Below are 26,560 nucleotides of genomic sequence, written 5' to 3' on the forward strand. Positions count from 1 at the left end.
CTCCCTGTCCGTCAACGGTTCATCATTTCGTCGAAGGCGACCTGGGCGGCTTCACCATTTTTCTGCCACCAGTCGGCTTTCGAAAAAACCGAGGTTTCGACATTGCCGGGAGCGGTTGCAAGGAGTTGCATGCGTTCCGGCGGGATCAATCCACCCTCATAGGCCTTGGGGTTGACCGGTCCATAAGCGATGAAGTCCGTCAGCTTCGCGCCTCTTTCTGGCTTCGTCATCGCCGCAATGAGCTTCATGGCGGCATCCTTGTTTGCCGCGCCCTTCGGAACGGCAAGGCAGTCCGTACCAATGACTGAGCCCTTGAAACTGTAGTCGGCAGCACCACCGTCAGTCTTGACGCTTTGGGCGCGACCATTCCAAGTGACGACCAGGTCGGCTTCGCCGTCCTTCAGGATCTGGGCCGATTGCGCACCCGACGTCCACCAGATCGCAACATTCGGCTTCAGCTCTTCGAGCCGGGCGATGGCGCGCTCCAGCCCACCTGATGCGCTCAAGACGTTGTAGACGTCGCCCGGTGCGACACCCTGCGAGAGAAGTGCTATTTCTATGAGATCCTGCGCATTGGCTCGCAGCGCGCGGGTTCCGGGAAATGTCTTGACGTCCCAGAACTCGGCCCAGGTCTTCGGCGGATTCTTGCCGATGGTCTTTGTGTTCCACGCCATCACAGTGCCGTAGGAACTGAAGGGATAGCAGTATTCCGATTGCGCGCCTGCTGGCAGTGATTTGCCATCGATGACGGAATAATCCAGTGGCTCCAAAAGTCCTTGAGCGGCAGCCTGCGCACCTTCCGGCGACCCGAGGTGGATAACGTCGGTCGTGACTGCACCTGAAGTGACCTGCATCTTGAGTGCTGCAAAGCCATCGCTCTGGGTTTCTTCACGCACGTCAAAGCCAAGTTCGTGGGCGGCAGGTTCCCACATGGCCTGCTTCATGGCGGCACCATAGTCGCCGCCGGCAGTTGTGATGGTCAGTGTCTGTGCAGCCAGCGGGCTGGCGGCGATCATGGCAATAGCGGCCACGGATAGGCGCAGCATACGAAACATTCGATATCTCCTTTGTTCACCTCTGAATGACGATTCTTTAGGTCTAACGCCCCGTTTTTTAGAAATCGTAACGTTACGATTGCTGGATGTCGACGCTTTCGTCAAGCGGAATCTCGTTCTTCAACCGGCCCACTTCCAATCTTCCGGCGGAAAGGGCAGTGTATTGAAGAAGCGAACCACGGAAGATTGACAGACGCGATGGCAGTGAATTCGAGACCCAATCTGAGGCAGATCGCGACAGAGCTTGGTCTTTCGGTGACAACAGTTTCCAGGGCATTGAAAGATGGGCCGGAGGTTCATCCCGATACCATAAAGCGTGTAAAGGCGGCCGCCAGCGCTACGGGCTATGTCCCGAACTTCCATGGCAGGGCCTTGCGCACAGGTCTCACACGAGCGCTCACAGCCATACTGCCGATGGAGACGCGGGACTACCTGTCCGACATTGTGAAACTGCCCCTGATCGAAGGGCTGACGGTCGCCGCTCGGGAACACGGGTATAGCCTCTCAATATACTCCACCACACCAGAAGAAGATCCGCAGGAGAATCTCAGTCGGCTGATCTATGCCGGCGGCGCTGATGGAATCGTGATTACCCGAATGCTCTCGGAAGATCCGCGCATACCGTTTCTCCTGGATCGCAGCATTCCGTTCATCGCCTTCGGCCGAAGCGGCAGGGCGCTCGACTACGCCTTTGTGGATGTCGATAACGAGGGTATAGCCTTCCAGGCAGCCAACATGCTTCTCGAACGAGGGTGCCTGCGCATTGCACTTCAACTGCTCACCCGAGAGGATCAGTCCAGCACCGTGCGGATGACCGGTTATGCCAAGGCTGTCAGCGGAGCGGGGCTTTCGATAGATCCTCAGCTGATCGGGCACGAGGATTTTACCATGGAGGCGAGTGAACGCTGGGTAGCGCGCTTGCTAGAGCTTCCGGAGCCGCCGACAGGCTTAATCTGCGCCAACGAACTCGGCCTTCTCGGAGCGCTAAGTGCCGCGCGCCGAAAGGGCCTGACTGTTGGCCGCGATTTTCACATCGTCGCTCGCGACAACACGCATATGTGTCGCTACCTCTCTGTCCCGCTCATCGCCCATACCGTGGATATGGTAGCCGTCGGACGCAGCCTGGTCGAAGGGCTTGTGCGTCAGATCGAGCGGCCGGACGCCCCTCATGTGCAGTTGGTCGTGGATGGAAAAGTCGAGTTTATCGAAAACGCCTGACGCTCGTGCCATCGCTGCGAATAACAACACAGCCGCGCGGCCCGCCGGGTTATTTCCGGCAGGCCGATGCTGAGCCCTTTTCTGCTGAACTTCGATCGGACAATGGTTCAGCCGAGGGCAGCGGTCAGCGGGTCGTAGGCATAGACCCAAGCGGGATCTTCCGGTTGCTTCAGCCACGTGTTGGCGTTGGATATGGTCTGGACCGTGGTGGCCCGTTCACGCCGTGTAGCCTCATAAAGCGAGAAGGCGTCCCTATAGTCAGCCATGCCGCTTTCTTCGAGGCATCGCACCAAGATCGCTGCGTCCTCGATGGCCATACAGGCGCCCTGCGCCATATGTGGACGCATGGGGTGGCATGCGTCGCCCAGCATGACAAGGCGACCACGGCTCCAAAGGTTTAAGGGGTCGCGGTTCCAGAAAGGCCATTTTGTGACGGTTTCGGTGGCGTCGACCAGTGCCTGCACCATCGGATGGGAACCTCCGAATATCGCTTCCATCTCCTCTCGGGAACTGTCGACGAAACTGGTTTCATGCTCCCAGCTGTCCACCGGCACACCGGTGACATAATAATATTCGCTGCCATTGCCCTTGGTGGCATAGGCCATCATGTGGCGGGAGGCTTCCCACCACCACTTGACGCAGGCTTCGAACTCGAGACCGGAACCACGCAGCTTATCCATGTTGACGAGAGCGCGATGGCCAATCCAGCCGGAGAAGCGGGGTTTTTCCGGCCCGAGCAGCATGTCGCGGATCATAGAATTGATACCGTCGGCACCGACGACAAGACCGGCGGCAACTTGCCGGCCATTCTCGAATGTGAGCAGCACGTCGGTCTCCCGCTCTTCGATGCCTGTCAGGCGGTGGCCGAAATGGACCCGGTCCTGCGGCAGCGCGTCTATCTGTACGGCATGCATGTCGCCGCGGTGGATGGTGATGTAGGAGGCGCCGTATTCCTTGCGGCCATAATCGCCGAGAGGAATGCGCGAGAGATAGTCGCCAGTTACGCCATCCCGAGAGAACCAGAAATCCGGATGTGAGCCGATCTCCTCCAGCTTCTTTTCAATGCCGATGCGGCGGAAGATTTTCATCACGTTCGGGCCAATGTGAATGCCGGCGCCGAGACGCGTGAAGGCCGGGGCCTGTTCGAAGCTATGCACGGAGAACCCGGCGCCGGCGAGCAGAGCTGCTGCCGCAGCGCCGCCAAGGCCCGCTCCAATAACTGCGATCTCGACCTTCTCAATGTTCATGCTCATGGGTTGATCCTTCTTCTCTCAGGCATATTGTTGGTCAACAATCAAGTGAATGCGAACCGGTCGTTGTCGTCGCCGGAAGTAGACCGTGCGTAATCACGGGCTTCCGGCATTACCAGGGTGGCAAGTCGGGGGCGAAGCGCTGCCGCAGATAGCGAGCGAGGGCTTGCCGTTCCACGTCTGTGAATTCACCGTGGAAGGACGGCATGTCACGCAGATCCAGCCCGTCCGGCGCCTTCAGGCCTTCGTCCAGAACAGAGAAGAGGGCATCGGGCACGGGCGCGCGTAGTGCAGCCGACCGGCTAATCGGCGCAAGAGCCGCCGTGACTGTCCCGGCAAGCGCGGGCTCATGGCAGACGGCGCAGGCGCTTTCGTAGATCCGGCTGGCTCGTGAGGGTGCAAGTTTGGCCTCAGGAGCGGACACGGCGGTCGCGGTATCAACGCCAGTCAATGAGGCCAAATACGTGGCCATTGCGCGGATATCACTATCGGGCAGGGCGGTAAGGCTGGCGGCGACTTCCGCCATCGGGCCTGATGCAGTCGCTGCCTCGGAATGCCCACGGCGTAGATAGGAAAAGAACGTCTCCTCGTTCCAGCCACGGGTGGCGACTTGCGGACCGGCAAGGGCAGGGGCGTACCAGCCTTTGATCATGGCTCCGGTCAGCTCGGGCAGTTCCGCCCCGGCAATATTGCGGGGGGCATGGCAGGCGGAACAGTGGCCCGCCGCCTCGACCAGATACTTGCCACGGTTCCATATCTCGCTGCGGTCCGGATCGGGTGTGAAGGGCGCGGCGTCATGATAGAGCCAGTTCCAGGCGGCGAGGGCCGGGCGCAGGTTAGTCGGCGCGATCATCCGTGACGGTGGTGGTTCCTGGCGCACGGGCGTCAGCGTCTGGATGTAGGCGTAAAGCGAGAGCATGTCCTCGCTGCCGATCTTGGCAAAGGAGGTGTAGGGGAAGGCGGGGTAGAGGTTATGGCCGTCGCGGCTGATCCCATGACGCATCGCGCGCTCGAACGCCTCGAAACTCCAGCGGCCAAGACCTGTTTCCGGCTCGGGGGTAATATTGGTGGAATAGACCGTGCCGAAGGGGGTGACCATTGGACGTCCACCCGCATTGAGCAACCCACCGTCAGCGGTGTGACATGTGGCGCAGTTACCGAGGGCAAACACCTGCCGGCCACGTTCGAGTGTCTCCTTCGAGAACATGCCGGACGCAGGCGCAGCGGAAGGGGCAACGGGCCGGTTGAGCGGCAGGGCAATAGTACCCATCGTAAGCATGCCACCGATGACGGCGCCAAGCCCGAGCAGTTTCTTGCGCGGCGGGCTACGGCTCCTGGGCGGGCGAGCCTCCGCGGCGGCGAGGGCGGGCATGATCCCGGTAGCTGTCAGCGCCGCGCGAATTTTCTCCGGTGTAAACGGCACTTCCCGCATGCGCACGCCGGTCGCGTCGAAAATAGCATTGGCGATGGCCGCCGCACTTGGCACCGCCGCGCTTTCGCCAACGCCGAGCGGAGGATCGTCCGGCCGCTCGATCAGCATGGTCTCGATCTCGGGCACAGCAGGAAAAGTCTGGATCGGATAGGTCGCCCAGCTTCGCGGTGTAGGAGAAATTTCGTTGAAGGTGACTTCCTCGAGCAGCACTCGGCTCGCCGTCTGAATGGCGTTGCCATGGATCTGCTGGCGCACGCCGTCCGGATTGATGACGAGGCCCTGATCCTGGCCGATGAAGATGCGAGTGAGCGTGACGTCACCGGTTTCAGTATCCACGGCGACATCCACCACCCAGGCGGCGGAGGCCGCCGCCGTGCCGGGGAAAGTGCCATGGACATAGGTGGCGAAGGCAAAGCCCTGACCGAAGGCCATACGGCCCTCCCGACGCAGGCGCGGACCGACACGCTCGGCCCATCCGGCCTGTTCTGCCGTGCGGCAGACAAGATCAGCCTGCCGCGGGTCGTCGAGATGACGGAGCCGGAAGGCAACCGGATCCTCGCCCGCCTCGTACGCCATCTCGTCCATGAAGCTCTCATGGGCAAAGGTGTTGGGCAGGGCGGAAACACCGCGCATCCATGCAGCCCGCACGATCGGCGCCATGTCATGCACCGTGATGCGCCTATGAGGCACCCGATAAGGCGGTATAATAGTGCGGTCGCCCATGTCGGAAGGCCGCGCCTCCGAACTGATCCGGCCCGTCAGCAGCAGCGACAGGTTCGGCCCACGGTTGGATGGATACCAGGTGTCGATGGCATAGGCGTGCAGCGCGCCGGCCTTAAGTCCGCCGTGCACCTCCATGAGTTGCGCGGCCCCTTTGGGCTCCCAAAGATGCTCCTGTGCGCGGGTGAGCTGGACCCTGACTGGCCGCCCCGTGGCGTGCGACAGAAGCAACGCGTCGCCGCAAACATCGTCGGCGCAATTGCGGCCATAGCAGCCGGCGGCCTGATAGCGGCGGATCTCGATCTGCTCAGGCTGCACTCCGACAAGGACGGCCAGATCACCACGCAGCATATGCGGATTCTGCGTGCCCGACCAGACGAGAGGCGTGCCGCCGTTCCAGTCGGCGATGGCGCAGGACGGGCCGATGGAGCCGTGTTCGTGATAGGGCCAGACATAGGTGCGCTGCCGGGCCACGTCGGATTCCGCAATAGCCCGGGCAAAATTACCGGCACGATCAAGGCTGCGCGGCGTGGAGGGATGGTCCGTCAGCGTCTGGCGCAAATCGGCCATGTCAGGGATTTCGGGCGGCAGATGCCAATGCACCGGCAAAGCCTCGGCGATTGCCTGGGCCTGATCGGCATGTTCCGCCACAACGCCAAGGAAATCACCGTGGCGAACGACCGCGATAAAACCGGGAAAGTTTTGAACCGCGGCCTCGTCGTAACCCATGAGGCTGTGGCCGACGAAGGCTCCACTGTCGCGTCCGGCATAAGGCGGCCGGATGACATGGCCATGCACCATACCCGCAATCTCCACATCATGAATGTAGGGATGTGTCCCGCGCAGCTTGTCCGAAAGATCACGGCGTCCGGTCTTGCGGCCGACGATGCGATAGTTCGCCGGAGGCTTGACCGGAGTTGCCCGGTCAAGCTCGAGTGCGACATCCTGCCCCGCAATCAGGTCACCATAACCACAAGACTTGCCTTGCCAGCTGAGGCGGCCTGCCTCGATCACGATGCCGTCTATTGGGGCATTGAAGCGACGGGCAGCCTCCGCCGCCAGGAAGAGGCGGGCCTGTGCTGCTGCCAGGCGCAGCGGAATGGCGGCGATCTGGATCGTTTCGGAGGCGATCGTCGGCCCCTGGTCGGGGGTTGAAGCCGTATCTCCAAGCACCATACGCACCGCACTCAACGGTAGGTCCAGTTCCTCCGCGACGATCTGGGAGAGCGCAGTGTCGATGCCGGTGCCGAGATCCACATGGCCGTTGAAACCAGTGGCAACACCACGCTCGTCCATCCTCAGGAAGACGGCCGGGCCGGAAGATAATTCGTCATGGATGGACAGGCTGCCGGGGAGAATGCTGTCAGTCATTCCGGGCTCCACGCATCAGTTCGGCGGCGCGTTCGACGGAAGCGATGATCTCCAGATGCGTTCCGCAACGGCAAAGATTGTGGCGCAAAGCCAAGCGAATATCGTCCCGCGTCGGCGACGGGTTATTTTGCAGGAGAGCGGCGGCAGTCATAACCATTCCGTTCAGACAGTAGCCGCATTGCGCGCCTTCGCACTCCAGAAAGGCCTGCTGGACCGGACAAAGAACTCCGGTAACGGGATCGGCTAGGCCTTCGAGCGTGGTAATGACGCGACCAAAGGCACGTTTTGCCCGCAGCACGCAAGCCCGTGCCGGCGAGCCATCGATGAGCACGGTGCAGGCGCCGCATTGCGCCTTGCCGCAGCCATACTTTGCCCCCTTCAGGCCGAGCTCATCCCTCAAGATGTCGAGAAGGGTTCGTTCCCCGGGATGCTGAAGCAGGTGTGCGGTCCCGTTCACCGTCAGTTCGAAGGTATTCGTCATCGGTTCCCTCGGGCTCTATTTTCGACCCTTACCCGGAATTCAGCAGAAACATCGTTTGTATGCAAATGAATTTCTGCTGCCTGCGAGCTTTTTTGCCCAACCAGCAGGCGGTAAGAGCGTTTGGCCGATATTTAAGCAGCTCCGCACGCGTCTGCCGTCGCCAATCGAGGCGCCGCATCATCAAGGCGGATGCGGAATTCCGACTTGACGCCAGGCATTGGGATGTTGCAGTTCGACCTACTTCCTTCAGAAGCTGGAAATCGCCGATGACCGACCCAAACGAAAGTTACGTCCTTGACGAGCAGGTCGGCTTTTTGCTGCGTCTCGCCTATCAGAGGCATATGGCCTTGTTCATGGAACGCATGACGGGGGGATTGACGCCGACGCAATTCTCTACGCTTTACCGGCTGCGTGAGGCCTCGGAACCGCTTTCGCAAAACGCTCTCGGTCGTCTTGTCGGGATGGATGCCGCAACCACGAAGGGCGTCGTCTCGCGCCTGTTGGCCAGAGATCTGATCCATGTGGAGAAGGACGGCGAAGATCGCAGACGCTACACGCTCTTCATTACCGACACAGGCTGCCACCTTCTCGATGCGGTGCTGCCGGACGTAATAGGCAGCAGCGAGGCCACGCTTGCTCGATTGACATCGACGGAAAGGGACCAACTTCTGCAACTGCTGAAAAGGCTGATTTGAAATTATACAGTTGGATAATAAACAACCTGAACATACCCAGTGAAATGGGCGCAGGGCCCTGACGAGGACGATCGCGTGGTCGAGCAAAAGCTCAAAGCAAAAAACCGCAGTCCGGGGCGACCTCCGAGAGCCGATACCTTCGGCAATGCCTCGGATCTGCGTGACAGCATTTTGGATCATGCCGAATTGGCGTTCGCGGTAGCAGGCTTCGAAGGTGCCAATCTACGGGAAATCGCTTCCCTTGCGGGTGTCAACCAGGCGCTGATCCGGTATTATTTCGGCTCGAAGGCCGACCTCTTCGATGAATGCTTCAGGCGGCGCGGCGGACTTCTGGCGGGACATAGGCACGTCAACCTCGACCGGCTTTTGGAGATCAGCGAAAACCCATCCGTCGAGGATCTTGTTTATGCCTACCTTAAACCACAGTGGGACATGAAATATTCGAGCCCCAATGGCGCCGCCTTCGTGGCGATGCAGGCGCGTTTGCATGCTGAGCCCGAGGAGCATGCGCTGCGCCTTCGAAGGGAAGTCTACGACGCTTCGGTCAAGCGCTATATATCAGCACTTTCACAGGTTCTGCCGCAGGTGCCGAAAGATATCATCAGCGTGCGTATGGCCTTTCTTGTCGGAGCATATCTTTTCATGCTCAACGACTTGGGGCGCATCGGCGATCTAACCGAAGGCCATCTGACGTCCTTCGGCAAGGACGAAATGCTCGACCAACTCGTCCGCTTCCTTGCCGCTGGGCTGCGCGCGCCCGCCTAGACGACACAGGAACATGCCAGTCTCTGCTCAATTTCTGAGCCGGCCGAAAATTTGTGCTTGTTATTATTCAAATGAATAATTAACATCCCTCCATCAGATCGAGGGAGCCCTGTATGAGAACCTATCGGATCGGACAGATCGTCCCGAGCTCGAACGTTACGATGGAAACGGAAATCCCGGCACTGTTGCGCGCACGCGAGATGGTCGCTCCCGAACGCTTCACCTTTCATTCGTCCCGCATGAGGATGAAGCACGTGACGAAGGAAGAGCTGGCCGCCATGGATGCTGACAGCGACCGTTGCGCGCTGGAACTTTCCGATGGCCGGGTCGACGTGATGGGTTACGCCTGTCTGGTCGCAATCATGGCTATGGGGCTCGGATATCATCGCCAAAGCCAAGCGCGCCTGCATGGCATCACGGTCGCCAACGGCAATCCGGCGCCTGTGGTGACGTCTGCCGGAGCGCTCGTAGACGGTCTAAAGGCGCTCGGCGCCAAGCGCATCGCGCTGGTCGCACCCTACATGAAGCCGCTGACGGAATTGGTCGTTTCCTACATTCGTAATGAAGGGATGGAAGTCTCGGACTGGCGCGCGCTGGAAATTCCGGACAATCTGGCTGTGGCCGCCCATGACCCGATGAACCTGCCGGAGATCGTCAAGAGCATGAATACCGACGACGTGGATGTCGTTGTCCTTTCGGCCTGTGTCCAGATGCCATCACTGCCGGCCGTTTCCATGGCCGAAGCGATCACGGGCAAGCCGGTCCTGACGGCGGCCATTGCCACCACCTGGCAGATGCTGCGAGCTCTCGATCTCAATACGCGGGTCCCAGGCGGCGGCAGGCTGCTGTCCGGCGCCTATTGAGGAGGGCGATAGATGGCAAAGGGATATCATGTTCAGGCAAATGGAATACGCCAGCATCTCCTCCATTTCCCGGGGCAGGGGCCGACCATGTTGCTGGTTCCCGGCATTACGTCGCCCGCCATCACCTGGGGTTTTGTGGCCGAGAGATTGGCGGCGGTCTTCGATGTGCATGTACTTGACGTGCGCGGTCGCGGACTGAGTGAGGCGGGCAATCTTGATTATTCGCTGGATGCCATGGCAGCAGACCTCGTGGCATTGGCGACGACGGCAGGGATCGGCAGCCCGATCGTCCTTGGTCATTCCATGGGCGCGCGCACGGCCATCCGCGCGGCCCGCCAGGCTCCAGATGCATTTTCGGGGCTGATACTCGCCGATCCTCCGGTCTCGGGCCCAGGGCGGCGTGCCTATCCCTCAGCCTGGAGCTGGTATGAGGACTCCATCCTGATGGCGCAGAAAGGCTGTTCGGGACAAGACATGCGCAGTTTTTGCCCGAGCTGGACGGATGAGCAGAATGCCCTGCGTGCCGAATGGCTGCACACGTGTCAGCTCGATGCGATCCGCACCGCCTATGATGGTTTCCACACCGACAACATTCATGCCGACCTTGCCGAGATCACCGCGCCGGCCCGGCTGGTCGTTGCCGGTGGCGCCACCGTGATCGGCGCGGCCGACATCAACGAAATCCGGCAACTGAAGCCCGGTATCGACGTGCGCATCGTCGAAAAGGCCGGTCACATGATCCCTTGGGACGACCTCGAGGGGTTCCTCACCGCCATCCTCGACTTCCAGCCCGACCGCACGACGAATTGAAAAGGACCCAGCCATGGACCATGCGAGCTTCACCGAAATCTGCCTGCATCAGCTGAAGATGTCTGGTGTGCGCGAAGGCGAAAAACTGATCGTGCTCACCCAGGGCAGTGATCGCCTGGACTATGCCGACGCCTTCATGGCGGCGGGCCAGCGCCTCGGCGCAAGCATGTATCACATGCGTCTGCCCGCACCCCTGCCGGTCGGCGGCTGGAATGTCGGCGTCACCGGCCTTGCCGCCATGCCCGATGCGGTCGAGGCGCTAAAGGCCTGCGATATGCTGATCGACTGCATCTTCCTATTGTTTTCGCCGGAGCAGATGGCGATCCAGGCGGCCGGTACGCGCATCCTGACCGCCGTAGAACCGCCGGAGCTGCTGGCTCGCATGCTGCCGACAAAGGAGATCCGCGAGAAGGTCGAAATCGCCGGTGAAATGCTCGCCAAGGCCAAGGTCATGCGCATCACCTCGCCGCACGGAACCGATGTCAGCTACAAGCTCAATACCTATCCGACGGTAACCGAATATGCCTGCACCGACGAGCCGGGACGCTGGGACCACTGGCCGTCCGGCTTCGTCTTCACTGGAGGCGACGACGATGGCGTCGACGGTCAGATCGTGGTGGCAAACGGTGACATCCTGCTGCCCCAAAACATATATGTGCGCGAACCGATCATCTATACCATCGAAAAGGGCTGGGTGACCGACATCCGCGGCGGGCTCGATGCGGAACTGGTGAAATCGTACATGGCGGCGTTCAACGATCCGCGCGGCATGGGCATGAGCCATGTCGGCTGGGGCATGAACCCGCATGCGAAATGGCACAACCTGGTGCCGGGCGCCTTCCCGGGCGGCATGGGCATGGAACCGCGCAGCTTTTATGGCAACGTCATGTTCTCCACCGGCCCCAACAACGAGCTCGGCGGCCCCAACGATACGGCCTGCCACCTCGATATTCCCATGCGCGGGTGCTCGCTGTTCCTCGACGACGAGCCAGTCGTCATCGACGGCGACATTGTCGTGAAGGAAATTCAGATGGAGCGCGCCTGATAGCACTCTTTCCAGCGTGAGGGGACGGCACATGTCGCAGCAGGAAATCTACAAGACCGCCGGGTTCGGGCAGCCCGTCCCGCGTGGCATTCGCCCGGGAATCGTCGTCGTTGATTTCACCTACGGGTTCACCGACACGATCTACCCTACAGCCGCAGACATGAAGGCCGAGATCGCCGCAACGCGGCGTCTCACCGATCTTGCCAGGGCGAAAGACATTCCGGTGGTATACACCACCATAGCCTATCATCGAGGCGAGGTGACGATGCTGCCATGGCTTCGTAAGGCAACCGGCATGGCGGCCCTGATCGAGGGCAGCCGGCTTGTGGAGATCGATGCGGCCACCGGTATTCAGCCCGGTGACCCTGTGATCACCAAGACGGGCGCATCCGCATTCCATGGAACGCCTTTAGCCGCGCTTCTCACCGGCGCCGGCGTCGATACGCTGGTGGTCGCCGGCGCGACCACTTCCGGATGCGTGCGAGCAACCGTCGTGGATGCGGTCCAGTCAGGCTTCAATGTTCTGGTGCCAGCCGACTGCTGCGCGGACCGCGCCCGGGCGCCGCATGAAGCCAATCTTTACGATATGCATCAGAAGTATGCAGACGTCACGGACGCTGACGATATAGAGCGTTGGTTGGTTTCCCTCTGATCACTGATGCTGCCCGTCACTGTGCCCTATAAGCGGGCTCCCAGGTCAAGCTGCCCTCAAACAGGACAGCCCGGCGGCGCCTTTGGTGCCAGCAACCGATTCGCTCCGATTATCTTGATCGACATGAGGGCATCAATCTCGCGTCGCTTAGCCGCTGCGGGCGCTTCGAGCGAGACTTACGCGGACGTTGGAAGCGACAGAATTGAGATGGGGGCTAAGAAGGCGATTGCGGTGATCTAAGCTTGTTGCTCTGGAAAGGCAGCGAAGGGGCGGCATTGTGCTTCCGTTGAACTAAAACACCTTGTATTACGGGCAGTCTTAAAGCCGGACCGCCGTTGCTTTCCCAAGGATGTCTCATGGATCAGACACTCGCGACCATCGCGGCGCCAATTCCCTTCAGGGTTTCAGCCACCGACGACCCTGCGGCACTGCTTCGTTTCGCGCTAGACGCCCACGGTCGCGGAGCGGCGGCGCTCGCCACCCTCGTCGACATCCGCGGCGGGGCGGCCCGCACGCTCGGCTCCCACGTGGTTGTCGCGGCCGATGGCCGTTTCTGCGGTTATGTCTCCGGTGGATGCGTCGAAGCTGCCGTCGCTTCCGAAGCGCTTCTGGCGATGACGGAAGGACGCGACCGCATGGTGAAGTTTGGCGACGGCTCTCCCTTCTTCGACATCGTCCTTCCCTGTGGCGGCGGAATCACCGTCGCAATCCATGTACTGAAAGATGCCGGAGCTATTCAGGATGCTCTGGATCGTCTCGGACAGAGGCAGGAAGGCGGCTTGGCCTATTCACCAGAGCGGCAGACGGTGCAACCGGCAGACCCTCCGCCACGGGCCAGCTGGCTGGAGCGAGATTTCGTCAGCGTCTACCGTCCCTGCACTCGCGTCGTCATTTCCGGACAGACGATCGAAGTGCAGGCCGTCGCACGACTGGCCGAGGCTTCCGGCTACGAGGTGGTCATCCGCGGGCAAGGCGTGGAGGGCAGGGCGGCGGCCGGTGCCATCGATCCCTTCACGGCCGTTGTGCTCCTGCATCATGATCTCGAAGCCGAGGCCGCCATTCTCGAGACCGCGCTTGTCTCGCCAGGGTTTTATATCGGCGCGCTCGGCAGCACCCGGACGCATCGCCGACGTGTCGAGCGGTTGGCAGCCATGGGTTTCAGACGCGACGAGATCGATCGTATCAAGGCGCCCATCGGGATTTTCGGTCCGACCCGGGATTCAACCTCGCTCGCCCTGTCGGTTCTGGCGGATGTCGCTGCGGCAAGACTGATGGCTTATGCTTAAGGCGTCAGTCGCGATCGTCATTCTCGCTGCCGGCAAGGCAAGCCGGATGGGTGAGAGCGGTAGGCACAAGCTACTGGCCGAGTTCGATGGCGTGCCGCTGGTGCGGCGCTGTGCATTGACCGCGCTGGGGTCGGATGCAGCCTGCGTTATTGTGGTTACAGGCCATCGCAGGCGTGAGATCGAGGCCGCACTCGCTGGGCTTCCAGTCACTCTCGTCGACAATCCCGACTACGAAGACGGCATGGCGAGTTCGCTGATAGCAGGACTGTCATCAAAGCGCGCCGACGACGCCGACGGCATTCTCGTCATGCTGGCCGACATGCCCGGCATTTCCATCGCGCACCTGAATGTTCTGATTTCCGCATTTCGCAACTCGGGCGGCAAAGCCATCGCCCGCGCCGTTTCATGCGGCAAACCCGGCAACCCCGTCGTCCTGCCACGCTCTCTCAATCACGTGATCCTAAGGCTTGAAGGCGATGTCGGCGCGCGCGATATCATCAAGATGTCGGGCCTGCCGGTGCTCGGCGTTGATGTTGGCGATGCAGCTAGCCTCGACGTCGATACGACTGAGGATATATTGGCCACCGGCGGCGAGATGAAGAATTAGGCAGATCCTGTGATCGAGGAATCGCTCTTGAGGTGACCAGGCGAAAGGTCGATGTTTGTGGGATGCGGTAGGCCTCGCCGTCTCACGCCAGCCCAATGCGCAAGCAACTTCAAAGCTGCAGGATATGACTTGAAAAGTGAAGTTCCATAAATACCTTTTGTGCGATATGCTATAACATAACTCGACCAGGCGACCTCATGGGCCTCGTTTACCCGCATGTGGCCGGCTACAGAATCGCCTTGGCAGGCCTTTGGCTCTGGTCCGCCGCCTTCTGGACCGATCTTGAAACTACCTGAGCGCTGGTGGCAGCCTCACTATCGTGCTGCCCGAGAGCGCCTTGGGCTTCTGGACGTCGACGGTCGAGCGGGTCCGCGCCGGCAACCCCTGTAATTTGACAGGGGCGCCACTGACTAAGCTGTCCCCGCTATTAGTTAGCCGTACCGTGAATTTAAATTTGCCGAGCGTGTACTTTAAATTAGCCGAAGACTCGGTCAATGATAGCCGATGACAGATTCGCCGCCGCCGAAAAAGCTGATTGAACGCAAAGCCCGACCGATCGTCGAAACTGCGCTGGCTGACACACGCGTCGTGCTCATAGCCGGCCCGCGGCAAGCCGGAAAGACGACCCTTGCGCGACAGGTTTCTGGCTCCGATCGTCCGTTTATCACCCTCGACGATGTCGGTACGCTGAATGCAGCCAGGACCGATCCGATCGGGTTTATTCGAGGTATCAAACGGGCCGTGATCGACGAGGTGCAACGAGCGCCCGAACTGATACTGGCGATCAAGGAAAGCGTTGACCGCGATGACGAGCCCGGACGGTTCTTGCTCACGGGCTCAGCCCATCTGGCCACCGTTCCGGCGATTGCAGACTCGCTCGCCGGTCGTACGGCCGTTGTCCCATTATTGCCATTTGCCCAATCTGAAATCCGGTCCACTCCCGGTCGCCTGCTGGATCGGCTGTTTGCCGGCGAGGAGCCTTCCACAGGGGAAGACACGGTGGTTGGTGACGACCTGATGGCGACAGTGCTGCAGGGCGGTTACCCAGAAGCCTTGCGTCGGCCGACGCCCGGCCGGCGGACTGCTTGGCTGGAAGATTATGTGAAATTGATCCTTGATCGCGACGTGCGTGATATCGCCAACATCGATCAGTTGGACCGGCTTCCACGGCTGCTCGATGTCCTGGGGGAGCACGCCGGACAATTGGTCAATCATAGCAGTTTCGGCGCAGCACTCGGATTGTCTAGCATCACCGCACAGAAATACGTTGCTATCCTCGAGCGCCTCTTTCTGATCAGGACACTTGTCCCGTGGTCCAACAACCGCTTGAGCCGGCTCGTCAAGACACCGAAGCTTCACTTTCTGGACACAGGCTTGCTTGCCACTTTGCGAGAGGATGAAGCGGATGTTTTGCGCGATGATAAAAGTCGTTTTGGTGCCTTGCTTGAAAGCTTCGTGGTTTCAGAACTTTTGAAGTTGACGTCATGGTCAGACCGGCGCTTTTCCTTCTCCCACTACCGGACGAGAGACCAGGATGAAGTCGATGTCATCATCGAGGATCGGCGTGGCCGGGTTGTTGGGATAGAAGTAAAGGCGTCGGCAACGGTGAAGTCTGACGACTTTCGCGGGTTGCGCCAGTTACAAGAGGCGGTCGGCGATCGTTTCGTGCGCGGGCTCGTCTTACACGATCACGACCGAGTAACGCCATTTGGAGAAAAGCTCCAGGCCGCCCCGCTATCTCTTCTATGGACAATGTGAGCCGCGAGCCAGCAGCGTCGCGCGGTCAGTGGATCGGACTGCAGGAGATGAGCCTTCAAGACTCGTGATATTCAAGCGTAACCTGCGCCGTACACAGTGCGGACTTGCAGATTTGCGAAGCCAGCAAACGCTTTTCGCAGCCGACCGATATGCACGTCGACCGTCCGACTCCCTACCGCGTGCGGATTTGGCCAGACGGCCTTAATGAGTTGCTCGCGAGTCGTGATTTGCCATTGCCTTTCCAGCAAGAACCTAAGGATTCTCGCCTCTATAGGCGCGAGCGTTATTCTCTTTCCCCCGACGACGACAGCGGGCGGCGCCCTGACACACGTGCCAGTTCTCCGGTGCATCAACGCCATTCAGCCTGGATTCGCTGGGCGGCAATCTCGATCGTGTCGCCATCGATAACCGACGCACGGCCGACGAACCGCTCGGCGTCCACCGGTATCGTTGCCACCAATGCGATCAGAAGAAAAGGCAGTAGAATCTGAGCCATTCGAGCATTTACGTCGCTGTTGATATCCCCCAATAGTCCGCGGACACGCGGACCAAAGCAATGAAAGGCCCGCGCAAGCGCCTGTTGACAGAATATCTCGCCCGGCCGAAAAAGTAACCGGCTGTAAAGGAGATGATCGATGGCTGAAGAGAATATCACCGCCCCCGCTGTTGCCGTGGGCGTAGCGGCGCCGGTGGAGACACCCGCTTTGAAGAAAACGCGCGCACCTCGCCAGAAGAAGGGCGTTGCCGCGCCGGCGGTCGTCCCGTCGCAAGCCGCCGCTGCACCGGCTGAGTCCGTAAAGGCTGCCAGCGGCCGTGGCAGGAAGGCCAAAGCGGTCGCTGCAAAGCCCGAGGTTGCAGCCAAAGCCCCCAGAGCCAAGCGCACGCCCAAGGCTGTTCAGCCTCAAACGGCCGCTGTCGCAGCGCTTGATGAGATTGAAGATCTGATCAAGCTGGAAGAAGAAAACCAGCGCCTTCGCAAGTTGCTTGCGGAAAAGCTCCGCAACGAAAACGCCGATTTGCGCAAACGGCTCGATCGCGTCTGACGCGAACAGTGCTGTCGTTCTGCCTTTTGACAGCGACAAGCATACCGATCCAAGAAATTTGGCAAGCGGGATCTGCAAGGATCTCGCAGCGCTATTGCGCATTCAGTCAGGGGGTAAAGGACTATGAAGTCACCATGGCGATTTCTCGCGGACCTGACGTCGCGCCCTAAAACGCAAGTGTCACCGTTGGTTCCCCCCGCTCCGGAGAAACCGGCCGAGGACCAGGCGGGTGATCAGGACGTAGCGCCGGCGCTGTCGGTAACGATAGCGGAGCCGACTGGTCATCTACTCGGAACGACAGACAGCGCCGCCGCTTCGCCGGCTACGTCATCATCGGTGGTCGGTGCCGTAGTCGAAGCGAGCGAAGTCACCTCCCGTTTACCGTCGGAACCAGCGGTTGACGTAGTTGAGCCGGACGTCGCGATCGAGCGACCAGATCCAATCCCGGTGGCAATAACACCGCCAAACCTTGGCGAGGTTGAAGCACGGTCGAGCCCTAGCAAAAATCGCTCGAAGCGTATAAAGCCCGGTCCGGTTCAAGTCGTGACGCAGTCTCGGTCTAAGCCGAGCGAAGGCTCACGGGCCGTATCTCCTCCGCCGCAGCCTCTGACATTTCTTGAGGAAGTTGTGGCTCTCGACGAAGAAATCGCGGCGCTGAAGGCTGGCCTGGCGCTCAAGCTGAAGCTGCAGAACGCTCAATTGAAAAAGATGCTCGAGCGCTTTGATATTCGATAGCCGGCCGGACAGGCTGTTATGATTGGAATGACATGAAGACCCCGCAGAGAAATTTCGTTGTCGAGATCAAGTCGAAGGGCCGCCGATCGGCAGTCCGGCAGGAATCCATCTGGGGCAGCACAGATCTGAAGGCATTTGCCCGTCAGGCAGCCAGCGTGGCGCCGCAGCTGTTCGAGGACGGGCAGCAAGCTGAACCAACGGTCGAAGACATTATCGTCGCGCCTGCTGTAGAAAATGCGCCAGTCGCAGAGTCGGTTCTCGCGCCGGTGGCCCGGACTTCCGATGCCATCGTCTGGGTTTCCGTTTCTACAGCAGAAGAGCGGTCAGATCTTGCCGCCGTCGCGAAAAGAAAGCCGCGTCGATCGGGATTGATAGGCCGTCAGTCGCCAATTATGCCTAAAGCCGGCGATAAGCTTGGGATCTCAGTAACCTCCCCCTTGGCTCCGAGCGAAGCTCCCATTGATGAATTGCCCGCTCTCGAAGCCGAAAATCGTCGATTGAAGACGCTTTTGGCTGATCGGCTTCGCCAACAGAATCTGCAGCTTCGAATGATGTTGCGCCGCTTCGGCACTGAGTGAATCCGCCAGCATATCCTCGGGTTGACGCGTTTTGACTAGCTCATTGTTTGGAAACATTTTCGGTGGTGCGATAGCCTAATTGCTTCGTCGAACCGCTGTGTCTGAACGGGCGGCCGCCTCATCCTCATTCCCAAGCCGAAAACCCCTGACGAGACCATGGGCATCGTTCGGGAGTATGTCGGCCAGGCGGTGGTCCGGGTGGGGTTGAATCAGTTTCCGGCCGGTGTCGGCGTGAAGGATACCTCCGAGATGAGTTCAGATCTGGTCGAGCCCTGCGAGAACCTCCGCAAGGGATCTGCGATGTTCGCGAAGATCCTTCGGGTCGTAAGAAAATGCTACGGCAACCCCACGAGCACAGAGGTCTTTCCGCAAATCTTCGACGATGCGGTCTATGTCTGGAACAGGTTCGAGGGCCAGGGCGTGTTTCAAGCTCAGGATCCCCGTGGTGCTATCACGGAAACGAGCGACAAGGCGAAGGCGGTGGAGGCGGAGGCGGAGGCTGCTGATGCCGCGCCGGTTGAAAAAGAGGCCGAGCCCTCAAACCCAAACGACATCGGAGCGGCGGGCATCAGGATCGATCTGTCGAGGATCGGCGGGCAGAAATGACTTATCTAGCAACGCTGAAACGCGGAGCCGGATCAGGGATCGATAATCGCAACCTTCAGGTCATCGAGCACATTCGCGAGACCCGGCGCTTGTATCAGCCTTGTCGCGCCGACAGCCTTCAGCTTGCCGATGGATCGATCGAACACTGCAAGATTAGTGTGTTCGTTTAGCCTCGAGGGATAAATGATGCCGTCGGCCTGATCGCGATGTTCATGGATGCGACAGCCCACTCGCGAGCAAGGGATTGCTTGGAGGATTTTGCCACATCCGTCGGCACACCCATCTTGATCGCGCCGTCGTCGCGCAGATCAACCATCGTCAGTGGCTTGATCACCTCGATCTGCGCAAACTGCCGGTCACGCAACTCTGACTCGGCAATTGGCAGGTCACCGATCAACCCGTCGCGCTGATCCCTCAGCAAAGCTTCGAGAAAGCAGACTTTGACGGTGTCGCCCATATAGAGCACGCCAAAGCGATTGGCGGGCTTTCGGCGCCGCGGGTCGCTGAAGCGGCTCGGTGTCTTTCCGTAGCCGGGCGGATCAGGGTATCTACCGAGGTAGATGCGGCCGAACCGTGCGCCGGGCGCAACGACATGTAGATGCAGGCTTGCTGTTTCGAAGCCCGTGGGCGGTAGTGCATTTCCCATTTACCGGAAATCTCGCCCAACGCTTTCCGCTGCCGCGATCGCCTGTTCAGTTCGCCCACGCTCCAGAGCTTCACGACCCGTCAGACCATCCAGTTCACCATGCGACTGGACCAGGAAGCGATAGACTGCCCAGGCTCCACCAAGCCTCTCGTGAAGGATAGGGAGCGCAGCAAATGGCTTGCCATCGGAATCGAGCTGCCAATCGGGGAAGCGATACCCACGCTTGGCGCCGTCTAGTCCGAGCACCTGACCGCTTTGCCGCTTGGTATTGACTGTCACCCGCGTCGTGCCGAGCAGGCGAGCAAAGTCGTCAGCGCTGAGCATATCGGCGCCCCCGAGGATTTCTGCTGCTTTCGAGCGTCCGCGTGCCCGGGCTGCTGCAAGAGCTTGCTCAAGGCCAGCATCTGCGGCGCTGTCCTCCTCAGACAGCGCAGGGGCGGCCAATGCGTCGTCTTCGACCGGGGTTACGACCATCTCGCCTTCTGGATCGACGTCGACGCGGAAGCTCACACGTCTGCCGGCGGTTCGGCTCCTTGAAATCGCCTGACCATATTGCTGCAGCAGTGCCTGCACGCGCTTCGGCTTGTCGGACAGGACTTTAGTCGCACTATCCGGAACTTTGATTTTGAAGCCGCTCATGCCTTCCGGCAGCGCGCCGGCGCCTGTCGCCAGGAAAATAGCCATGGACCTATCTGGTCCATCCCTGCGGGCCGAGCCGTCTTTGATGCTGGGTTTTGCCTTGGGAGATGCCATAACATTTCCTCCATACAGAAGTACTCATATGGCAAAGATGGATAAGTTCGTCAAGTTCGTAAAGACATTTCAACTTTTGGCACGCGGAGCACCCGATTGAATCGCTGACACTTCAGTTGCCCGGTACCGGGACAACTCAAGTGAGAATTTGTTATAACGTTACACTCAATGTTCTGGATGGTTTACGCGGCTCTTTAGAATGAATGCAGTTGCTCGCAAGGAAAAGGGTTCGGGTTTGCGTTGCGTGAACGTTGCTTGCCCGTAATCGGCTGCGATACTCGGCCACGGGCCACTCCCGCCAGATTGAGTTTGACCATGCGGCTTCACCACGGCACCTCTTCAAGACATCTCGAATCCATTCTCGAAAACGGTCTTCTGCCACGAGGTGATGGAGCATCGAACTGGCGGGCCACCTCTTCAGGCGAGCGCGTGTATCTTACAAACGCCTACGCAATGTATTTCGCCCAGTCTTCCCGCAAGGAAGCGTCTGAAGACCTGGTGATCGTGGAGATCGACACCGATCTATTGCCGGATCAGTCGCGGTTGCAGGCGGACGAAGACACCGCATGGTTCATCTGGCGGGCCGGAGAAATGAGAGATGAGTTCCGTCCGCCAGCGGAAATGACAGACAAACACGAACAGGGAATGCATTTCTCCAAGCTTCTAAAACCCCTTTCGGAGTGCGGACTTGGACACGAAAGGTCGCTTGCCCTGCTCGGCAACTGCTCTCACAAGGGATCCATCCCTTCAAGCGCAATCATCAGAGTGCTGCGCTATTCGGCAGCTGGCGGACCATGGTGGCTTTCATTCCGTGATCCGGCCATTTCTCTGCTGAACTACCGTTTCAACGGTTCGGACTACCGGGCTACTCAATTGGTTGTCGCCGGTAGGTTGGGCGAGGCCCGTCATGTGGAACAATTGATCCCTGGCTTTCTCGATCTCGACTTTGTCGAGGAAATCTGCGCTCCACGAAGGACGCTCCGCCGGCGGCCGAACGACCAGCTCAGGCTGCATCAGCTCTCCAACATGGCGGCTGCTATGGGTGTCGCCACGGTCGTCACCAGCGACGTGCTGTTTCATGTCCCCGAACGGCGCATCCTGCAGGACGTCGTGACCTGCATTCGTCACAACATCACCATCGACGATGCTGGATTCCGGCGGGAACGGCACGCCGATCGCTATCTCAAGCCCCCGGAAGAAATGGCGCGGCTCTTCCCGCGTTATCCCGAGGCGCTGGCCCGTACCCTCGAAATCATCGAGCGATGCCGCTTCTCGCTCGACGAACTTGCCTATCAGTATCCGGAGGAGCGGGCACATCCGGACCTGACGCCGCAGCAGACGCTTGCGCAACTGACCTGGGAGGGTGCCGCCTGGCGCTATCCGGAAGGTTTGCCGCCGAAGGTCAAGGCGACGCTCGAGCACGAGCTGCGGCTGATCGAGAGGCTCGACTATGCGCCTTACTTTCTAACCGTGAACTCGATCGTCCGCTTCGCGCGGTCGAAGGACATTCTCTGTCAGGGCAGGGGATCGGCCGCCAACACCTCGGTCTGTTATGTGCTCGGCATCACCTCGATCGATCCGGATCGCAACGCTCCCTTGTTCGAGCGCTTCGTTTCCGAGGAACGGCGTGAGCCGCCCGATATCGACGTCGACTTCGAGCATGAGCGGCGTGAGATCGTCATGCAGTGGGTGTTCGAAACCTATGGGCGCGATCATGCGGCTCTCTGTTCGACCGTCATCCGCTACCGCTCGAAAGGTGCCATCCGCGATGTTGGCAAGGCGCTGGGCCTGCCCGAAGACATGACGAAGATGTTGTCGTCACAGGTCTGGGGCTGGGGCGAGGATGTCGGCGAAAAACATGCCGAAGAGCTCAACCTCAATCTGGGCGACCGGCGCCTGCGTCTGACGCTGGAGCTTGCCAGGCAGTTGATGCGTGCACCTCGCCACTTGTCGCAGCATCCTGGCGGCTTCGTGTTGACCCGTGACCGTCTCGACGAGCTCGTGCCGATCGAGCCGGCGGCCATGGTCGACCGTCAGGTCATCGAGTGGGATAAGGACGATATCGACATCCTGAAGTTCATGAAAGTGGATTGCCTGGCGCTCGGAATGCTCTCCTGCATGAAGCGCGGCTTTGATCTGCTCGCCGAGCACAAGGGCATCAATCTCGATCTCGCGACGATCCCGCCCGAGGACCCTCGCACCTATGCGATGATCCGAAAGGCGGACACGCTCGGCACCTTCCAGATCGAAAGCCGGGCGCAGATGTCGATGCTGCCGCGGATCAAGCCGCGCACCTTCTATGACCTCGTCATTGAGGTCGCCATCGTCCGTCCCGGCCCGATCCAGGGCGACATGGTGCATCCCTATCTCAGGCGCCGGGAGGGAAAGGAAAAAGTCGACTTCCCCAAACCGGAGCTGGAGGCGGTGCTCGGCAAGACGCTCGGCGTGCCGCTCTTCCAGGAACAGGCAATGCGTGTGGCGATCGAGTGCGCCGGATTTACTGCCGGCGAGGCCGATCAATTGCGCCGCGCCATGGCAACCTTCAAGCACACTGGAGGCGTGTCGAAGTTCGGGCAGAAGCTGATCACAGGCATGGTGGCAAATGGCTATGAGCAGGAATTCGCCGAAAAGACCTTCAAGCAACTGGAGGGGTTTGGCAGCTACGGTTTCCCGGAAAGCCATGCCGCTTCCTTCGCGCTGATTGCCTATGCCTGGTCCTGGCTGAAATGCTGGCATCCGGACGTCTTCTGCGCCGCTCTCCTCAATGCTCAGCCGATGGGGTTTTACGCGCCGGCCCAGATCGTGCGCGACGCGCGCGATCATGGCGTCGTGGTTCGCCCCGTCTGCGTCAACGCCAGCCGCTGGGATTGCATGCTGGAGCCAACGGTGGACGACGGCCGGTTTGCTGTTCGCCTCGGCCTGCGCATGGTCAAGGGGCTGGCCAATGCCGACGCCGCCAAGATCGTCACGGCGCGAGCCGATGAGCCCTTCGCCTCGGTTGACGATCTCTGGCGCCGCGCCAATGTGCCCGCCGCGTCGCTCGTAGAGCTCGCCGAAGCCGATGCATTCCAGCCGTCGCTGCAGCTCGCCCGCCGCGAGGCACTCTGGGCGATCAAGGCGCTGCGCGATGAACCCTTGCCGCTCTTCGCGGCAGCATCGGAACGGGAGAAAGCGACCGTGCCGGAACTCGACGAGCCGGCGGTGGAACTCCGGCCGATGACAGCGGGTGGCGAGGTGGTCGAGGACTACGGTCATGTTGGACTGACGCTTCGCACCCATCCCCTCTCGTTTCTGCGCTCGGACCTGCTGAAGCGTCGCATCGTCACCTGTCGCGAGGCGATGCAGTCCCGCGACGGAAAGTGGCTTGAGGCCGCGGGCCTCGTTCTTGTCCGCCAGCGGCCGGGTTCGGCCAGGGGCGTGATGTTCATCACCATCGAGGACGAAACCGGCATTGCCAATCTCGTGGTCTGGACGAAAGTCTTCGAAAAACACCGTCGCGCCGTGCTCGGCGCCGGCATGCTCGGTGTCTACGGCCGCATCCAGCGGAAAGGGGAGGTCGTGCACCTCGTTGCGCATCGTCTCACCGATCTTTCGGGAGAACTCAGGAGCGTCGGGGAGCGCGATCAGGCTTTTGCCCTTCCGCATGGGCGCGGGGATGAGTTTCATCACGGATCGCCGGCGCCCGATCCGCGCGGGCTGCCGAAGGGGCCGCGGCCGCGCGATATCGTCGATCCCTATCTGCATCTCGATGAGATCAGGGTGAAGACGCGGGATTTCAGGTGATGACAATTGGGCGGCCGTCGGTTCGAATCCTGTCAAGGCGAACGAGACCAGCCCCATTCGGCGGCGCATATTGCAGCTAGCAAGATCGCCTCGATGCGATGCGCCGCGGGGATTAAAAACACAGTACTCCCATCTTGCGATATTCACCTTCGTTCTACATCGTTCCGGCGACAGCTAAGCTGCCGCTACAGTCCGATCGCGCTCCCTGAACTGGGGCGCTCGTGAAGATACCCTAAAGCGGCCAACGACTTCGCTTAGGAGACGCACCTCGTCCCACAAAGAGGCGCTCGCCGCAGTCATTTCTTCCACCATCACGGTATTTGCCTGAGTGAAGTGCTCCATCTGGTTCAACGCAGCACTTATTCCTTTCAAGCCTGAAGACTGTTCTTGAGCGGATGTCGAGATTTGCTGAACGCTGGCGTTGATATCCAAGATCTGAGTGGTGATGCGCGCCAGCGCGTCTCCGGCGCCTGCCACCCGTTCGACACCCTCTTTGACCTCGACGGCGGAAGCACCGATCAGCGCTTTGATTTCCTTTGCGGCGATCGCTGAGCGCTGAGCAAGCTCGCGCACCTCCTGAGCGACCACGGCAAATCCTTTGCCGGCCTCACCGGCTCGAGCTGCCTCTACACCGGCGTTCAAAGCCAAAAGATTTGTCTGGAAGGCAATTTCATCGATTACACCAGTAATCCGGGTGATCTCCAGCGATGAGCGGCTGATATTTTCCATAGACGAGATCGCTTGCCCTACGATCTCACCAGTGTTTTTGGCATTTTCGGTTGCGGCTCGGACACTTGTTGACGCGGAGCGTGCGTTGGTTGCGCTTGCCTGAACTTGCTCTGTCAGTTCCGTCATTCCCGCGGCGGTTTCCTCAAGTCCTGAGGCTTGCATTTCGGTTCGGCGAGAAAGATTGTCGGAGCTGCTGCTGATCGTGTCGACGCCAGCGCTGATCTGGCACACGCTATTATTTACGGTTGCGATCGTTTGCTCCAGACTTTCCAGCGCGGCATTGAAATCGAGCTGCAATTTACGGTATTCCCCGGGAAACTCCTCGGTGATCCGGCAAGTCAGGTTGCCGGCCGACAGATCGCCAAGAGCTCGGCCAACCGTGCCGACGATCCTGCGCTGCAGGTTTAGTGCATCGATGCGCGCCGCCTCGGCGTCGGACCGTTCTTTTGCTGCGATTTGGCGCGTAGCTTCTGACTCGGCCTCAGTGGTCTTGGCATTGATCAGAGCTTTTCGAAGTTTCGCGAGCGCCGTCGCAGCTCCACCAATCTCGTCAGACCGTGATTGATCACTTGGCGATGCACTGAAATCTTCAATGGCCAGTCTCTCGATTGTGCCCATCAAGCGGCCAAGCGGACGCTGAATCATTGCTCTAATCGTAAGATAAAGAGTTCCGGCGATGGCCATCAACACGACTATGCCGGCGCCTACCAGCAGCGTGATTTGCTGACGCGCTGCTGAAGTTATCACTGTGGTGGGAACGTCGACGCACACCATCCAACTGGTATTGAGGCCTGGAACATGAAAAGGAAACAAGATGCGGCTGTACGATGTTTCGTCAAGTTCAACGTTCGCCACTACGACGAGTTCTTGATTAGACAACGCCTGTTGTACGTCTTCCGAACCGGGACCATCGTAAGCTTTGGTAATGAGATCGGGATTCGGGGCAACGATCCATTTCCCTGACTGAGAAATCAATCGAACGCGGCCAGAACCAAACGGCCGCAAGTCGGAGAGCTTTTTCGACAGCGCCGTAAGGTCGATGTCCGTGCCGATAACACCGATCAACTTACCTGAAGACAGGACCGGATAAGAGATGCTGGCAAGCAAGAAGGAGCCATTCTTGTCGGTCCACACATATGGTTCCGTTAGATATCCTTTGCGCGATTTTGCTGCCACCCGATAATATTCGCCGGTGTAGTCGAGTGAGACCGGCGCCATCGATAGGCTATCTCCGCTTCGGGTCCAGGTTGGCGAAAACGCACCATCTTCGGCAGTGCCAAGCTTGGCGTCACCCTTATGCTCAGATGCCTTGCCGTCGAAGGCATTCGGCTCTTCCATGAACCAACTGCTCAGTACTATTTTTGATCGCGCGTTCGCACGAAGTATGTCGATCACCGCCGATCGATCCAGATAGTCCTTTTCTCGTCCTTGACCGATGACTTCGGCCATCGTGGCGGTGGGCGCCGCAAGCTGTCCGAGCTCGGCTGATATCTCATTTGCGACTTTGGAAGCTTCAAGCCTCGCCTGCTGAACCGTTAGTTCCGCAATGCGGTTGCCGGTTGCGTAGACCAGCAGCGTATTTGCAAGCACGAGAACCACCGTGATCGAAATGACGGTGACCCCAATGACCTTGAAGATAAGTGATTTCCTCGCGCTCTGTTTCATGTCCGACTCCCCTG

Annotated in this window: 24 protein-coding genes; 14 read left to right on the forward strand and 10 right to left on the reverse strand. The window is 59.8% G+C overall.

What is annotated here, in order from left to right:
• Positions 1–11: 11 nt before the first annotated feature.
• Complete coding sequence (locus GGD57_RS11720; protein ID WP_184469830.1) at positions 12–1,055, reverse strand: ABC transporter substrate-binding protein; 1,044 nt, start codon at positions 1,053–1,055, stop codon at positions 12–14.
• Between the two features lie 198 nt (positions 1,056–1,253).
• On the opposite strand from GGD57_RS11720, the gene GGD57_RS11725 reads away from it, so the two are divergent.
• The gene (locus tag GGD57_RS11725; protein ID WP_088682462.1) at positions 1,254–2,273 is read left to right on the forward strand and encodes a LacI family DNA-binding transcriptional regulator; all 1,020 of its coding nucleotides are present in this window, start codon (positions 1,254–1,256) and stop codon (positions 2,271–2,273) included.
• Between the two features lie 107 nt (positions 2,274–2,380).
• Here GGD57_RS11725 and GGD57_RS11730 read toward each other — a convergent pair whose 3' ends face one another.
• The 3 genes from GGD57_RS11730 to GGD57_RS11740 form a co-directional block, all read right to left on the reverse strand.
• Entirely contained in the window at positions 2,381–3,520 is a 1,140-nt protein-coding gene (locus GGD57_RS11730; RefSeq protein ID WP_088682706.1) for an FAD-dependent monooxygenase, read from the reverse strand.
• A gap of 115 nt (positions 3,521–3,635) precedes the next feature.
• On the reverse strand, positions 3,636–7,046 hold the full coding sequence (locus tag GGD57_RS11735) for a molybdopterin cofactor-binding domain-containing protein (protein ID WP_184469832.1): 3,411 nt from the start codon (positions 7,044–7,046) through the stop codon (positions 3,636–3,638).
• Positions 7,039–7,527 (reverse strand): (2Fe-2S)-binding protein, encoded by a 489-nt coding sequence (locus tag GGD57_RS11740; protein ID WP_184469834.1) that lies wholly within the window; start codon positions 7,525–7,527, stop codon positions 7,039–7,041. The genes GGD57_RS11735 and GGD57_RS11740 overlap by 8 nt, the downstream gene beginning before the upstream one ends.
• 59 nt (positions 7,528–7,586) lie before the next feature.
• Here GGD57_RS11740 and GGD57_RS11745 point away from each other — a divergent pair, with 59 nt between their 5' ends.
• From GGD57_RS11745 to GGD57_RS11785, 9 genes are all read left to right on the forward strand, one after another.
• Entirely contained in the window at positions 7,587–8,222 is a 636-nt protein-coding gene (locus GGD57_RS11745) for a MarR family winged helix-turn-helix transcriptional regulator (protein WP_246713606.1), read from the forward strand.
• Between the two features lie 75 nt (positions 8,223–8,297).
• A complete protein-coding gene (locus tag GGD57_RS11750; RefSeq protein ID WP_184469836.1) occupies positions 8,298–8,987 on the forward strand; it encodes a TetR family transcriptional regulator in 690 nt (229 codons plus the stop codon).
• Positions 8,988–9,148: 161 nt separating this feature from the next.
• Entirely contained in the window at positions 9,149–9,850 is a 702-nt protein-coding gene (locus tag GGD57_RS11755) for a maleate cis-trans isomerase family protein (RefSeq protein WP_184470025.1), read from the forward strand.
• 12 nt (positions 9,851–9,862) lie between these two features.
• The gene (locus GGD57_RS11760; protein ID WP_184469838.1) at positions 9,863–10,660 is read left to right on the forward strand and encodes an alpha/beta fold hydrolase; all 798 of its coding nucleotides are present in this window, start codon (positions 9,863–9,865) and stop codon (positions 10,658–10,660) included.
• Positions 10,661–10,673: 13 nt separating this feature from the next.
• Positions 10,674–11,705, forward strand: a complete 1,032-nt coding sequence (locus GGD57_RS11765) for a leucyl aminopeptidase (protein WP_184469840.1) — start codon at positions 10,674–10,676, stop codon at positions 11,703–11,705.
• A gap of 31 nt (positions 11,706–11,736) precedes the next feature.
• Complete coding sequence (locus tag GGD57_RS11770; protein ID WP_184469842.1) at positions 11,737–12,357, forward strand: isochorismatase family protein; 621 nt, start codon at positions 11,737–11,739, stop codon at positions 12,355–12,357.
• A gap of 356 nt (positions 12,358–12,713) precedes the next feature.
• Positions 12,714–13,643, forward strand: a complete 930-nt coding sequence (locus tag GGD57_RS11775; RefSeq protein ID WP_184469844.1) for an XdhC family protein — start codon at positions 12,714–12,716, stop codon at positions 13,641–13,643.
• Positions 13,636–14,250 (forward strand): nucleotidyltransferase family protein, encoded by a 615-nt coding sequence (locus GGD57_RS11780; RefSeq protein ID WP_184469846.1) that lies wholly within the window; start codon positions 13,636–13,638, stop codon positions 14,248–14,250. Before GGD57_RS11775 ends, GGD57_RS11780 begins: the two co-directional genes overlap by 8 nt.
• Before the next feature lie 504 nt (positions 14,251–14,754).
• Positions 14,755–16,008, forward strand: coding sequence for an ATP-binding protein (locus tag GGD57_RS11785; protein ID WP_184469848.1), 1,254 nt, complete (start codon positions 14,755–14,757; stop codon positions 16,006–16,008).
• Between the two features lie 71 nt (positions 16,009–16,079).
• Here the strand turns inward: GGD57_RS11785 and GGD57_RS11790 are convergent, their stop codons facing one another.
• Positions 16,080–16,367: a winged helix-turn-helix domain-containing protein gene (locus GGD57_RS11790; protein WP_184469849.1), complete on the reverse strand. Its 288-nt coding sequence runs from the start codon at positions 16,365–16,367 to the stop codon at positions 16,080–16,082.
• On the reverse strand, positions 16,358–16,504 hold the full coding sequence (locus GGD57_RS11795) for a hypothetical protein (protein ID WP_246713607.1): 147 nt from the start codon (positions 16,502–16,504) through the stop codon (positions 16,358–16,360). The genes GGD57_RS11790 and GGD57_RS11795 overlap by 10 nt, the downstream gene beginning before the upstream one ends.
• 139 nt (positions 16,505–16,643) lie before the next feature.
• Here GGD57_RS11795 and GGD57_RS11800 point away from each other — a divergent pair, with 139 nt between their 5' ends.
• The 3 genes from GGD57_RS11800 to GGD57_RS11810 all read left to right on the forward strand — a co-directional run bounded on the left by GGD57_RS11800 (position 16,644) and on the right by GGD57_RS11810 (position 18,970).
• Positions 16,644–17,051 carry a transcriptional regulator gene (locus tag GGD57_RS11800; protein ID WP_184469852.1) on the forward strand — a complete coding sequence of 136 codons (408 nt, stop codon included), beginning with the start codon at positions 16,644–16,646 and terminating at the stop codon, positions 17,049–17,051.
• Positions 17,052–17,818: 767 nt separating this feature from the next.
• Positions 17,819–18,364 carry a hypothetical protein gene (locus tag GGD57_RS11805; protein WP_184469854.1) on the forward strand — a complete coding sequence of 182 codons (546 nt, stop codon included), beginning with the start codon at positions 17,819–17,821 and terminating at the stop codon, positions 18,362–18,364.
• 156 nt (positions 18,365–18,520) lie between these two features.
• On the forward strand, positions 18,521–18,970 hold the full coding sequence (locus tag GGD57_RS11810; protein WP_432443348.1) for a conjugal transfer protein TraH: 450 nt from the start codon (positions 18,521–18,523) through the stop codon (positions 18,968–18,970).
• Between the two features lie 32 nt (positions 18,971–19,002).
• On the opposite strand, the gene GGD57_RS29160 is transcribed toward GGD57_RS11810, so the two are convergent.
• From GGD57_RS29160 to GGD57_RS11820, 3 genes are read right to left on the reverse strand one after another with little or no spacing between them, the layout of a single operon-like run.
• The gene (locus GGD57_RS29160; protein WP_348645967.1) at positions 19,003–19,200 is read right to left on the reverse strand and encodes an RES domain-containing protein; all 198 of its coding nucleotides are present in this window, start codon (positions 19,198–19,200) and stop codon (positions 19,003–19,005) included.
• Complete coding sequence (locus GGD57_RS11815) at positions 19,137–19,616, reverse strand: RES family NAD+ phosphorylase (protein ID WP_246713609.1); 480 nt, start codon at positions 19,614–19,616, stop codon at positions 19,137–19,139. The genes GGD57_RS29160 and GGD57_RS11815 overlap by 64 nt, the downstream gene beginning before the upstream one ends.
• Positions 19,617–20,255 carry an XRE family transcriptional regulator gene (locus tag GGD57_RS11820; protein ID WP_184470029.1) on the reverse strand — a complete coding sequence of 213 codons (639 nt, stop codon included), beginning with the start codon at positions 20,253–20,255 and terminating at the stop codon, positions 19,617–19,619.
• Positions 20,256–21,134: 879 nt separating this feature from the next.
• Here GGD57_RS11820 and GGD57_RS11825 point away from each other — a divergent pair.
• Positions 21,135–24,152 (forward strand): error-prone DNA polymerase, encoded by a 3,018-nt coding sequence (locus GGD57_RS11825; RefSeq protein WP_432443349.1) that lies wholly within the window; start codon positions 21,135–21,137, stop codon positions 24,150–24,152.
• A gap of 174 nt (positions 24,153–24,326) precedes the next feature.
• Here the strand turns inward: GGD57_RS11825 and GGD57_RS11830 are convergent, their stop codons facing one another.
• Positions 24,327–26,546 (reverse strand): methyl-accepting chemotaxis protein, encoded by a 2,220-nt coding sequence (locus GGD57_RS11830; RefSeq protein WP_184469856.1) that lies wholly within the window; start codon positions 26,544–26,546, stop codon positions 24,327–24,329.
• Between the last annotated feature and the right edge of the window lie 14 nt (positions 26,547–26,560).

Origin of the sequence: Rhizobium esperanzae (genome assembly GCF_014197615.1) — a bacterium.
In the GTDB taxonomy this organism is placed as follows: Bacteria; Pseudomonadota; Alphaproteobacteria; order Rhizobiales; family Rhizobiaceae; genus Rhizobium; species Rhizobium esperanzae_A.